This window comes from Mycolicibacterium sp. SMGY-1XX (assembly GCF_059132455.1).
On sequence record NZ_CP101139.1, the window covers coordinates 5,429,472 to 5,442,734 of the forward strand.

A 13,263-nucleotide genomic window follows, 5' to 3' on the forward strand; every position below is an offset into this window, starting at 1 on the left:
CGTCCGTCAGCGGTCCTGCTGCATGGTGGCCCACAGCCCGGCGGCGTGCAGCTTCGAGACGTCGACCTCCATGGATTCCCGCGTGCCCGACGACACCACCGCCTTGCCCTCGTTGTGCACCTGCAGCATCAACTCGGTGGCTTTGGGTTCGGAGTACCCGAACAGCTTCTGCAGGATGTAGGTGACGTAGTTCATCAGGTTGACCGGGTCATCCCAGACGATCGTCACCCAGGGCCGTTGTGTCGAATCCACGGTGTCGCCATGCCGCTGCCCGACAGACCCCGGTTTGGTCGATGCTGGCGAAGCCATGGCTATGAGGATACCGAGGGCGGCAGGCGCGGGTAACCGGCCTCACGGACACGCTTGTGATACCCGTAAACGGGAACCGGCGCCCGGACGTTAGCGTAATGGCCGTGACGGTGGCGCTGCTGACCGACAAGTACGAGCTGACCATGCTGTCGGCTGCGCTGCGCGACGGTACAGCGCAACGCCGAACCAGCTTCGAGCTGTTCGCCCGCAGGCTGCCCCCGGGTCGCCGCTACGGCGTGGTCGCGGGCACCGGCAGGTTCCTGGAGGCGTTGGCGGAGTTCACCTTTGACCAACAGGCCCTCGATCTGCTCTCGGAGTTCCTCGATCCCGACACGCTGCTGTATCTGCGTGACTTCCGGTTCACCGGCGACATCGACGGCTACCCCGAGGGCGAGCTGTACTTTCCGGGCTCGCCCGTGCTCTCGGTCCACGGCAGCTTCGCCGAATGCGTGCTGTTCGAGACGCTGGCGCTGTCGATCTTCAATCACGACGCCGCCATCGCCTCGGCCGCCGCCCGGATGGTCAGCGCCGCCCAGGGCCGAACCCTCATCGAGATGGGCTCGCGGCGCACCCACGAACGTGCGGCCGTGGCCGCTGCCCGCGCCGCCTACATCGCCGGGTTCGACGGCTCGTCGAATCTGGAGGCCCAGCGGGTGCACGGTGTGCCGGCGCTGGGCACCAGCGCACACGCCTTCACCATGCTGCACACCACCGCCGAGGGTTCCGACGAGCTGGCTGCCTTCCGCGCCCAGGTCGCCGCACTGGGCGTGAGCACCACCCTGCTGGTGGACACCTACGACGTCACCACCGGTATCGAGAACGCCATCGCCGCGGCCGGCACCGAGCTGGGAGCGGTGCGCATCGATTCCGGTGACCTGGGTGTGCTGGCCCGGCAGGCGCGGGCACAGCTCGACGCGCTGGGCGCCACCAACACCAGGATCGTGCTGTCGGGCGATCTCGACGAATACTCCATCGCCGCGCTGCGCGCCGAGCCCGTCGACAGTTACGGCGTCGGCACCTCACTGGTCACCGGCTCGGGCGCCCCCACCGCGGGCATGGTGTACAAGCTGGTCGAGGTCGACGGTATCCCGGTGCAGAAACGCAGCAGCCACAAGGAATCCCATGGCGGTCGCAAACAAGCGGTCCGCTACGCCAGGTCGTCGGGCACCATCGTCGAAGAAGTGATCTTCCCCGCGCACACTCCGCCCGCCGACGTCGAGGAAGGCCGGTTGCTGACGGTGCCGCTGGTCCGCGGCGGCGACGTCGTGGCGTCCACCGAGCTGGCCGAGGCCCGTGCCCGCGTGGCCGCCGGACTGACCAGCATTCCGTGGGAGGGCCTCAAACTGTCGGCGGGTGAGCCGGCCATCTCGACCCGGGTCGTCGCACCCTGAGCACGCTCGATGTGACCGAGCTGCTGGCGCTCGCGGTATCCGCCCTCGGAGGAACTGAGCGCAGCGGACAGGTCGAGATGGCCGAGGCGGTGTCGCGCGCCTTCGACAAGGGCGAACACCTGGCCGTGCAGGCCGGGACCGGAACCGGGAAATCGCTGGCCTACCTGGTGCCCGCGCTGGCCAAGGCCGCCGACGAGCGTGGTCCGGTGGTGGTCTCCACCGCCACCATCGCCTTGCAGCGCCAGCTGGTCGACCGGGATCTGCCCCGGCTCAGCGCCGCGCTGGCCGAGTCGCTGCCACGGGAGCCGAGTTTCGCGCTCTTGAAAGGTCGCTCGAACTACGTGTGCCTGAACAAGATCCACAACGGTTCAGCGGGCACCGATGCCGACACCCCGCCGCAGGAACTGCTGTTCGAACCCATGGCGGCCTCCGCCCTGGGCCGCGACGTCGCCCGGCTCACCGAGTGGGCGTCGGAGACCCGCAGCGGCGACCGCGACGAAGTGAAACCCGGTGTGTCCGACCGGGCCTGGGCGCAGGTCAGCGTGTCGGCCCGGGAGTGCATCGGCGCGCAGCGGTGCCCGTTCGGCACCGAGTGCTTCTCCGAAAAAGCCCGTGGCCAAGCCGGTTTGGCGGATGTGGTGGTGACCAACCACGCGTTGCTGGCCATCGACGCGATCGCCGATGCCGCCGTGCTGCCCGAGCACGAGCTGCTGGTCGTCGACGAAGCCCACGAACTCGTCGACCGAGTGACCGGTGTGGCCACCGGTGAGTTGACCTCCGCCGCTCTGGGCGCCGCGACGCGGCGCGCCACCCGCCTGGTGGGCCCCGAACTGACCTCGCGACTCGAAGCGGCGGCGGCCGTGTTCTCCTCGGCGATCCACGACACCGAACCCGGCCGGATGGATCACCTCGATGACGAACTCGCGACGTATCTGACGTCGTTGCGCGATGCCGCCAGCGCCGCGCGGCAGTCGATCGACCCGGCACCGCGGGATCCGCAGGCCGCGGCCGCGCGCACCGAGGCAGTCGCCGCGCTGACCGAGATCGCCGACACCGCAACCAGAATCCTCACCTCGTTCGAGCCGCCGCTGACCGAGCGGCTGGACATCGTCTGGCTCGACCGCGAGGACAACCGGGGTTCGGTGCGTTCCATCCTGCGGGTGGGCCCGCTGTCGGTGGCCGGTCTCCTGCGCACCCGGTTGTTCTCCCGGTCCACGGCGGTGCTGACCTCGGCCACCTTGACGCTGGGGGGCAACTTCCAGGCGATGGCCGGCGCGTGGGGGCTGGCCGGCGACGAGGCGCCGAAGTGGCGGGGACTGGACGTGGGATCGCCGTTCGAGCACGCCAAGTCCGGCATCCTCTACATCGCCAAACACCTGCCGCCCCCGGGTCGCGACGGTGTGGGCTCCGCGGAGCAACTCGACGAGATCGAAGGCCTGATCACCGCACTGGGCGGTCGCACCCTCGGGCTCTTCTCATCCATGCGTGCCGCCCGTGCCACCGCCGAGGCCATGCGCGAGCGGCTCGACACCCCGGTGCTGTGCCAGGGCGAAGAAGGTATGTCGGCACTCATCGAACAGTTCGCCGCTGATCCGGCGACGTCGCTGTTCGGCACGCTGTCGCTGTGGCAGGGCGTCGACGTGCCGGGGCCGTCGCTGTCGCTGGTGCTGATCGACCGCATCCCGTTCCCGCGCCCCGACGACCCGCTGCTGACGGCGCGCCAGCGCGCCATCGGAGCGCGAGGTGGCAACGGGTTCATGGCGGTGGCGGCCAACCACGCCGCGCTGTTGCTGGCCCAGGGAGCAGGTCGGCTCCTGCGGCGCGCCGACGACCGCGGCGTCGTCGCCGTCCTGGACTCGAGGATGGCCACCGCCCGCTACGGCGGGTACCTGCGCGCGTCGCTGCCTCCGTTCTGGACCACCACCGACCCCGGCGCCGCCCGGCAGGCGTTGAGCCGGCTGCGCGCGACTCTCGACAGCACCACGGGCTGACCCGCTCCCGCACTATCCTGGCGAACACCGGACGGGGCAACCCCGGATGTGTTCACGCGAGAGGTGGCCCATGCGCCTGCGACGACCCCGCACACTCGTATCGGCCGGCGCCGTCCTTGCCGTCACGGCGGCGCTCACCTCCTGCTCGACGACGTTGGAGGGCACTCCGGTCTCGGTGTTCGCCGACCCGTTCCGCGTCGCTGGCCTGCCGGCTGTCGACGGGCCCTCCGGCCTGCGCCCCGACGCCAAGGAACCGACCCGCGATGTCGAGGGCACCGACGGCGGGGACATCGACGAGGTCGCCGGCCAGTCCATCAGCGATATCGAGGAGTATTGGAACAGCGTCTACAGTGACGTCTTCCCCGGGGAGTTCCGTCCGGTATCGGCCCTGATCTCCTGGGACGCCGACGACTACGACGGCACTTTCTGCGACCTGGAAACCTATGGATTCGTCAACGCGGGTTTCTGTTCGATGGACCGCACCATCGGCTGGGATCGCGGAGTGCTGTTGCCGTCGTTGCGACGCGCCAACGGCGACATGGGCATCACCATGGTGCTGGCCCACGAGTACGGCCATTCCATCCAGCGTCAGGCCAAACTGAACAAACGCGGCACCGCCGTGCTGGTCGGCGAACAGCAGGCCGACTGTTTCGCGGGCTCGTACATGCGCTGGGTCGCCGAGGGCAATTCCTCGCGGTTCTCGTTGAGCACCGGTGACGGCTTGAACAATCTGTTGGCCGGCATCATCACGTTCCGCGATCCGCTCCTCACCGAAGACGACCTCTACAGCGGCGGCGGCGGCGACGAGCACGGATCGGCGTTCGAGCGGATCTCCGCCTTCCAGTTCGGTTTCAGCGACGGGCCCTCCGCGTGCGCCAACATCGACGCCAAGGAGGTGGCGCAGCGACGCGGCGAGCTGCCGGTGCAGCTGCAGGGCGGCCAAACCGGCGAATGGCCGGTCTCGGAGGAATCGGTGCGCACGCTGGTGGATGCCCTGACCATCCTGTTCCAGCCGACCAACCCGGCCGCGCTGAGCTTCGACGCGGAGTCGGCGAAGGACTGCGAAGACGCCCGGCCCAGCCCGCCGGTGTCGTACTGTCCAGCCACGAACACCCTTGCCGTCGATCTGCCGGAACTCGAGGCGATCGGCACCCCGAGCGGCGACGACGAGTTCTCGGCAGCACTGTCGGGTGACAACACCGCCTACTCGATCCTGATGTCGCGGTACATGATGGCCGTGCAGCGCGAGCACGGCGGGCTGGTGCTCGACAACGCCGCCGCCGGGCTGCGGACGGCGTGCCTGACCGGCGTGGCCACCACCAAACTCGCCGAGCAGGTGAAAACCCCCGACGGCAACACCTTCGCCCTCACCGCGGGCGATCTCGACGAAGCGGTGGCGGGACTGTTGACCAACGGTCTGGCCGCCGGCGATGTCAACGGCGAGTCGGTTCCGGCCGGCTTCTCCCGCATCGACGCGTTCCGGATCGGCGTCCTCGGCGACCAGGACCGCTGTATGCGGCGGTTCCCCTAAAGCGGCAGGCGGACAACAAATCCCGACTCCAGCGCCACCCAGGGCGCTCCGTCGGCGTCGACGGCCAAGCCGTGGGGCTCACTGCCTGCGGGCAGATCGAACGTCGTGATCTCACCGTCGCCGGTGACGCGGGCCAGCTGATCGGCACCCCACAGACTCACCCAGACACCGTCGACCATGTCGGCCACCACGGCGTGCGGTTTGCCCGGAAGGTCGATCTCCTGGATGGCCTCGTGCAGTGGGATGCGGCCGAGTCTGCCGGCGCGGATCTCGGTGAACCACACCGCATCGTCGTGGGTGGCCGTGATCCCGACCGGTCCGGCGTTCGGGGTCGGCAGTTCACGCACGGTGGATTTCCCGGTACGCGGATCCACTCGCGCCACCGCATTTCGCTCGTTGAGCGTGCACCACAGCGCATTGTCCGGGCCGGTGATCACCATCGAGGGCATCCCACCGAGGTGGGCCTCGTCGGTGACCTCACCCTCGGTCGTGACCCGCCCGAGAGTGCCGCGCGTCATCGTGGTGAACCACAGCGCCGAGTCCGGCCCGACCGTCAGCCCGAAAGGCCCACTGCCGTCCGGTAATTCGACAAAACGCAACTCACCTGACGCGGTGATGCGGCCGATCCGGTCGCTGCCGGCGCAGGTGAACCACATCGCCCCGTCCGGTCCCGCCGTGATGATCGACGGCTTGCTACCCGGCGCCACCGGGAACACGGTCGGGTTTCCGGCCCTGTCTATCCGGGCCACCGAGCCGCTGTGCACCAACGTCACCCACATCGACCCGTCGGGGGCGGCCGCCAGCGCATACGGTCCGCCGTCGACGGCGACCGTCAGAGCTGTGCTCATCGAGCCGGAGCTCCTTCGCCTGCTCGTCCCTCACAGCCTCGGCCTCCGGCTGTGCTCATCGAGCCAGCGTGACCAGGCCGAGCTCGCTGTCGCCGGCCAGCAGATCGTTGTGCGGCAACACGCGGACGGTGTAGCCGACGGAACCGGCCACCGGAAGCGGCGTGGTGGTGGCGAACGTCGCCGAGCTCTCCACACCACCGACGTCGGAGCTGCTGACGTGCGTCATCACCACGGTGATGGGATCGATGAGCGTGTCGCCGGTGTCGACACGGCCGAGCACCGCCTGGACCACCACCTCATCCGGGCGCAGCCCGGCCAGCTGGACCACCGCCGTCAGCGTCAGCTGCGAACCCAGCAGCGGCGTGTCGGGCAGCCCGCTGCTGTCGACGTCGGTGATCTCGACATGCGGCCACGCCTTCTGCACACGGTCGCGGAAATCGGCCAGCTTGCGGGCCGTCCCGTATGCCTCTCCCCCGGCAGGTTCGATGGTGCGCCGCAACGATGCCGCCGCCGGAATGTAGTACTTCTCGGTGTAGTCGCGCACCATCCGGGAGGCCAGCACCTTCGGGCCCAGAGCCTGCAGGGTGTGGCGCACCATCTCGACCCACCGCCCCGGCACTCCGGAATGGTCGCGGTCATAGAACTTCGGGGTCACCGACTCGGCCAGCAGCCGATACAGTGCCGCCGCTTCCAGGTCGTCGCGACGGTTGTCGTCGATGATGCCGTCGGCGGTGGGGATCTCCCAGCCGTTCTCGCCGTCGAACCACTCGTCCCACCAGCCGTCGCGGATCGACAGGTTGAGCCCACCGTTGAGGGCGCTCTTCATGCCCGACGTGCCACACGCTTCCAGGGGCCGCAGAGGATTGTTCAGCCACACGTCGCAGCCCCAGTACAGCAGCCGTGCCATCGACATGTCGTAGTCCGGCAGGAAGGCGATCCGGTGCCGCACCTCGGGCCGGTCGGCAAACCGCACCACCTGCTGGATCAACGCCTTGCCGCCGTCGTCGGCGGGATGCGATTTGCCCGCGACGATCAACTGCAGCGGCCGGGTGTCGTCGAGCAGCAGCTGTTCCAGCCGCTGCGGATCCCGCAGCATCAGTGTCAGCCGCTTGTACGTCGGAACCCGTCGGGCAAACCCGATGGTCAGCACGTCCTTGTCGAATGCTGTTGCGATCCAGCCTAATTCGGCCTCCGAAGCGCCACGCTCCAACCAGGAGCGCCGCAGCCGGGCCCGGACGTCGTCGATCAGCAGCGCCCGCAGCTGAGACCGGATCCACCACAGGTGGCCCGGATCCACCTGCTGCAGCCGCTTCCAGGTGTCCGGCTCGCTGAGTGAACCCAGGTCGTCTGTCCCGAGCAGTTCACGGCCCAGCTCGAGCCACTGCGGGGCCGCCCAGGTGGGCCCGTGCACACCGTTGGTGATCGACCCGATCGGCACTTCGCGCGGGTCGAAACCCGGCCACAGTTCGTTGAACATCTCCCGGCTGACGCGGCCGTGCAGCAGCGACACACCGTTCGCTCGTTGCGCCAGGCGCAACCCCATATGGGCCATGTTGAATTTCGACGGATCGTCCTCGGCGCCGAAGGACAGGATCTGCTCGAGCGTCACCCCGGGCAACAGCGGCGCAGCAACGTCATCGGCGAAGTACCGGCTCACCATGTCCGTCGGGAACCGGTCGATGCCGGCCGGGACGGGGGTGTGCGTGGTGAAGACGGTACTGGCCCGCACCACGGCCAGCGCGGTGCCGAAGTCCAGCCCGGAACCGCTGATGTACTCGCGGATGCGCTCGGCACCCAGGAACCCGGCGTGACCCTCGTTCATGTGGAAGACCTCGGGTGCGGGCAGCCCTTCCACCCGGGTGAACGCGCGAATGGCGCGCACCCCACCGATGCCGGCGAGAATCTCCTGCTTGATGCGATGCTCCTGGTCACCGCCGTACAGCCGGTCGGTGGTGCCGCGCAGGTCGTGGTCGTTCTCGGGGATATCGGAGTCGAGCAGCAACAGCGGGATGCGACCGACCTGCGCAATCCACACCCGGGCGTGCAGTTGCGCGCCGTCGGGCAGCGCCAGCGACACCAGCACCGGCGCGCCGCCGTGTTCGGTGAGCAACCGCAACGGCAAGCCGGCGGGATCCACCGACGGATACGTCTCGTGCTGCCAGCCGTCGGCGGTCAGCGACTGCCGGAAGTAGCCGGAGCGGTAGTACAGGCCGACCGCGATCAGCGGCAGACCCAGGTCGGAGGCGGATTTCAGGTGATCGCCGGCGAGGATCCCCAGGCCGCCGGAGTAGTTCGGCAGCACCTCGGCCACCCCGAACTCCATCGAGAAGTACGCGATTCCGGCCGGCAGCGCAGCGTCCGACGAGTCCTGTTGCTGCTGATACCACAGCTCGCGGGTGAGGTAGTTGTCCAGATCGGCGGCCAGCGCGTCGAGTCTGTGCAGGAACGACCCGTCGCCGGCCAGTTCGTCGAGCCGCGCCGGGGTCACCGACCCGAGCAGGGCAACTGGATCACCGCCGCTGCGCGACCAGAGTTGCGGGTCGATGCTGGCGAACAGCTCCTGCGTCGGGGTGTGCCATGACCAGCGCAGGTTGACCGACAGCTGTTCCAGCGCCGATAACCGATCAGGCAGATGAGCACGGACCGTGAACCGTCGGAGAGCCTTCACGTAGCCCCACCTTACTGAGCGAGCGCCGCGCCTTGTGAGCAACACAGCGGATTGCGCCCCTCCCTTCGGCGGTGCGCGGACACTACGGTTGAGGTGGACGCGAAGTGGTTAACCGAAGTACCAGTCAGGACGACAGAGACGGCAATTCACCGCGCGGCCCCGCCGCGCCCTAGACGCCTAGAGGAGAGCTCGGGTGCCCGGTCGCATCGAGATCGACGACGTCCAGCCAGTTATATCCGGCGGGAAATTCCCGGCAAAAGCCGTGGTGGGAGAGGTTGTGCCGGTGTCCGCCACGGTGTGGCGCGAAGGTCATGACGCCGTGGCCGCCACCTTGGTGGTGCGCTATCACGGCACCTCGTATCCGCAGTTGGTCGCGGGTCCTACCCCGAGCGCGCAACCGGTCGAGCCGATCCCCATCGACCAGATCGTCTCCCCGTCACCGCGGGTCAAGCCCCAGCGCCTGCCCATGTCGGCCGGGCGCACACCGGATGTGTTCCACGGGCAGTTCGTTCCGGACGCGGTGGGCCTGTGGACCTACCGGGTCGACGGGTGGGGTGACCCCATCGCGACCTGGCGCAAAGCCATCACCGCAAAGCTCGACGCCGGCCAAGGCGAAGCCGAGCTGTCCAATGACCTGCTGATCGGCGCCAAACTCCTGGAGCGCGCCGCCGCGGGTGTCCCGCGCCAGGATCGTTATCCGTTGATCCAGGCCGCCACCAAGCTGCGCGAACCCGGCGACCCGTTCGTGCGCGCCGCTGCCGCACTGTCGGCGGATGTCACCGCCCTGCTCGAGACCTACCCGCTGCGCGAACTGTTGACCCGCGGCGACCAGTACGGCGTCTGGGTCGACCGCAGCGACGCCCGGTTCGCGTCCTGGTACGAGTTCTTCCCGCGTTCCACCGGCGGCTGGGACGCCGACGGCAACCCCGTACACGGAACCTTCACCACCGCCATCAAGGCACTTCCGCGTATCGCCAGGATGGGTTTCGACGTGGTGTACCTGCCGCCCATCCACCCCATCGGCAAGGTGCACCGCAAAGGCCGCAACAACACCGTCACCGCGGCCCCGGGCGACGTCGGCTCACCATGGGCGATCGGCAGCGACGAAGGCGGGCACGACGCCGTGCACCCGGACCTGGGCACCATCGATGACTTCGACGAATTTGTTGCCGCCACAAATGATCTCGGCATGGAGGTAGCCCTCGACCTGGCGTTGCAGTGCGCGCCCGACCACCCGTGGGCCAAGGATCACCGGCAGTGGTTCACCGAACTGCCCGACGGCACCATCGCCTACGCCGAGAACCCGCCGAAGAAATACCAGGACATCTATCCGCTGAACTTCGACAACGACCCGGCCGGCCTCTACAACGAGGTCTTGCGGGTGGTGAAGTTCTGGATCGACCACGGCGTGAAGACCTTCCGAGTGGACAACCCCCACACCAAGCCGCCGGACTTCTGGGCGTGGCTGATCGGCCAGGCCAAGGCCTACGACCCGGACATCCTGTTCCTGGCCGAGGCGTTCACCCGGCCGGCGCGGCTGTACGGCCTGGCCCGGCTGGGTTTCACCCAGTCGTACAGCTACTTCACCTGGCGCACCGCCAAGTGGGAGCTCGCCGAATTCGGCAAGGAGGTCGCCGCCCGCACCGACGAAGCCCGGCACAACATGTTCGTCAACACGCCGGACATCCTGCACGAGAGCCTGCAGCACGGCGGCCCCGGCATGTTCGCCATCCGGGCGGTTCTCGCGTCGACCATGAGTCCGGTGTGGGGCGTGTACTCCGGCTTCGAGTTGTTCGAGCACCAGCCGGTACGGGAAGGTAGCGAGGAGTACCTGGACTCCGAGAAGTACGAACTGCGGCCCCGCGATTTCGACGCCGCGCTGGCCGAGGGTCGGTCGCTGGAGCCATTCATCGCCCGGCTCAACGAAATTCGTCGCATCCATCCGGCACTGCGCCAGCAGCGCACCATCCACTATCACCACATCGACAACGACGCGCTGCTGGCCTACAGCAAGTTCGACCCCGAGACCGGCGACACCGTACTGGTGGTGGTGACCCTCAATCCATTCGGGCCTGAGGAAGGCACCCTGTGGTTGGACATGAGCGCTCTGGGTATGGAGGACTACGAGCGATTCTGGGTCCGCGACGAGATCACCGGAGAGGAATACCAATGGGGTCAGGGCAACTATGTCCGCATCGACCCGGCCAGGGCAGTCGCGCATGTGCTGAACATGCCGCTCATTCCGCCCGACAAGCGCGCAGTTCTGCTGCGGCGCGAGTGAAAGGAGCGTCACGATGACTCACTCGGGAACCCAGAAAGACACCGTCAGCAAGCATCTGGCACCGGATCCTTCTGATCTGGACCGGCTGGTGTCCGGTACCCATCACGACCCGCACGCCCTTCTGGGCGCGCACGAATACGGCGACCACACCGTCATCCGGGCATTCCGGCCGCACGCCACCGACGTGGTGGCGGTCATCGGAGGTGTGCGATATCCGTTGCAGCACATCGACTCCGGGCTCTTCGCGGTGGCTCTGCCGTTCGCCAACCTGATCGACTACCGGCTCGAGGTCAGCTATCAGTCCTCCGACGGCGGTATCGACACCCATCTGATCGCCGACGCGTACCGGTTCCTGCCCACCTTGGGTGAAATCGATCTGCACTTGTTCGCAGAGGGCCGCCACGAACGCCTGTGGGAGGTGCTGGGCGCGCACCGCCGCTCGTTCACCACCGCCGACGGCACCGTGGACGGGGTGTCGTTCGCCGTCTGGGCGCCCAACGCCAAGGGTGTCAGCTTGGTCGGCGATTTCAACCACTGGGACGGCCAGCAGGCGCCGATGCGTGTCCTGGGCTCCACCGGTGTGTGGGAGCTGTTCTGGCCCGGTTTCCCGGAGGAGGGCTTGTACAAGTTCCGGATCCGCGGCGCCGACGGCAGTGTCACCGACCGTGCCGATCCGATGGCGTTCGCCACCGAGGTACCGCCGCAAACCGCTTCGAAGGTGTACACCAGCGACTACTCCTGGTCCGATGAGGACTGGATGACCCAGCGCGCCACGGTCAACCCGGTGTTCGAACCGATGAGCACCTACGAGGTGCACCTGGGTTCCTGGCGTCCCGGGCTGAGCTACCGCCAATTGGCCGACGAGCTCACCGAGTACGTGGTCGAACAGGGATTCACACACGTGGAGATGCTTCCGGTGGCCGAGCACCCGTTCGGCGGGTCCTGGGGCTACCAGGTGACGTCGTATTACGCACCGTCGTCGCGGTTCGGCGCGCCCGACGATTTCCGCTATCTCGTGGACCGGCTGCACCAGGCCGGCATCGGCGTCATCGTCGACTGGGTGCCCGCCCACTTCCCCAAGGACGCGTGGGCGCTGGGCCGATTCGACGGCACCCCACTCTATGAGCACGGCGACCCCCGTCGGGGGGAGCAACTCGATTGGGGCACTTACGTTTTCGACTTCGGCCGAGCCGAGGTGCGTAACTTCCTGGTGGCCAACGCCTTGTACTGGCTGCAGGAATACCACATCGACGGGCTGCGGGTGGATGCCGTCGCCTCGATGCTCTACCTGGACTACTCCCGCCCCGAGGGCGGCTGGTCGCCGAACAAATACGGCGGCCGGGAGAACCTCGAGGCCGTGCAATTCCTGCAGGAGATGAACGCCACGGTGCACAAGCTCACCCCGGGCATCGTCACCGTCGCGGAGGAGTCGACGTCCTGGCCCGGTGTCACCAGGCCGACCAATCTCGGCGGCCTGGGCTTCTCGATGAAGTGGAACATGGGCTGGATGAACGACACCCTGGCGTTCATCAGCCGCGACCCGATCTACCGCAGCTACCACCATCACGAGATGACGTTCTCCATGCTGTACGCGTTCAGCGAGAACTACGTCCTTCCGATCAGCCACGACGAGGTGGTTCACGGCAAAGGCACGCTGTGGGGCCGGATGCCCGGCAACGATCACGTCAAAGCCGCCGGCCTACGCACCCTGCTGGCCTACCAGTGGTCACACCCGGGCAAGCAGCTGCTGTTCATGGGCCAGGAATTCGGCCAGCGTGCCGAATGGTCCGAGGAGCGCGGCGTCGACTGGTACCAGCTCGACGAGCAGAGCTTCTCCACCGGCATCCAGGCATTGACCCGGGACCTCAACGGCATCTACAAGAGCCACCCCGCGCTGTGGACGCAGGACACTCAGCCGGAGGGCTACTCCTGGATCGACGCCAACGACTCGGGTAACAACGTGCTCAGTTTCCTGCGGTTCGGCAAGGACGGCTCGACGCTGGCGTGCATCTTCAACTTCTCCGGCTCCGAGCACAGCCAGTACCGGCTCGGACTTCCGTTGGCCGGACGCTGGCGTGAGGTGCTCAACACCGATGCCACCATCTACAACGGGGGCGGCGCAGGCAACATGGGCGGGGTGGACGCCACCGCCGATCCGTGGCACGGCCGGCCCGCCTCTGCGGTGCTGGTGTTGCCGCCCAACTCGGCGTTGTGGCTCGAGCCGGAGCGGCCCGAGTAGCCGAT

Annotated in this window: 8 protein-coding genes; 5 read left to right on the forward strand and 3 right to left on the reverse strand. The window is 67.8% G+C overall.

Going from position 1 to position 13,263, the window contains the following annotated elements; translation table 11 throughout:
* Nucleotides 1-6 precede the first annotated feature (6 nt).
* Complete coding sequence (gene clpS / locus NL241_RS25955) at nt 7-309, reverse strand: ATP-dependent Clp protease adapter ClpS (RefSeq protein WP_487696639.1); 303 nt, start codon at nt 307-309, stop codon at nt 7-9.
* A 98-nt stretch (nt 310-407) separates the two neighbouring features.
* Between clpS and NL241_RS25960 the strand changes: the two genes are divergently transcribed.
* The 3 genes from NL241_RS25960 (at nt 408) to NL241_RS25970 (ending at nt 5,222) form a co-directional block, all read left to right on the forward strand.
* Nucleotides 408-1,700, forward strand: a complete 1,293-nt coding sequence (locus tag NL241_RS25960; RefSeq protein ID WP_494395423.1) for a nicotinate phosphoribosyltransferase — start codon at nt 408-410, stop codon at nt 1,698-1,700.
* A gap of 11 nt (nt 1,701-1,711) precedes the next feature.
* Complete coding sequence (locus NL241_RS25965; protein WP_494395424.1) at nt 1,712-3,691, forward strand: ATP-dependent DNA helicase; 1,980 nt, start codon at nt 1,712-1,714, stop codon at nt 3,689-3,691.
* Nucleotides 3,692-3,761: 70 nt separating this feature from the next.
* Entirely contained in the window at nt 3,762-5,222 is a 1,461-nt protein-coding gene (locus NL241_RS25970; protein ID WP_494395425.1) for a neutral zinc metallopeptidase, read from the forward strand.
* Here NL241_RS25970 and NL241_RS25975 read toward each other — a convergent pair.
* Nucleotides 5,219-6,070, reverse strand: coding sequence for a virginiamycin B lyase family protein (locus NL241_RS25975; protein ID WP_487696643.1), 852 nt, complete (start codon nt 6,068-6,070; stop codon nt 5,219-5,221). The genes NL241_RS25970 and NL241_RS25975 overlap by 4 nt on opposite strands.
* Nucleotides 6,071-6,125: 55 nt before the next feature.
* Complete coding sequence (gene glgP / locus NL241_RS25980) at nt 6,126-8,738, reverse strand: alpha-glucan family phosphorylase (protein ID WP_494395426.1); 2,613 nt, start codon at nt 8,736-8,738, stop codon at nt 6,126-6,128.
* A 193-nt stretch (nt 8,739-8,931) separates the two neighbouring features.
* Between glgP and NL241_RS25985 the strand changes: the two genes are divergently transcribed.
* Together NL241_RS25985 and glgB are read left to right on the forward strand one after the other, a co-directional pair.
* Complete coding sequence (locus tag NL241_RS25985; RefSeq protein ID WP_494395427.1) at nt 8,932-11,019, forward strand: alpha-1,4-glucan--maltose-1-phosphate maltosyltransferase; 2,088 nt, start codon at nt 8,932-8,934, stop codon at nt 11,017-11,019.
* Nucleotides 11,020-11,032: 13 nt separating this feature from the next.
* Nucleotides 11,033-13,258, forward strand: a complete 2,226-nt coding sequence (glgB, locus tag NL241_RS25990; protein WP_494395428.1) for a 1,4-alpha-glucan branching protein GlgB — start codon at nt 11,033-11,035, stop codon at nt 13,256-13,258.
* The last annotated feature ends 5 nt before the right edge of the window (nt 13,259-13,263 follow it).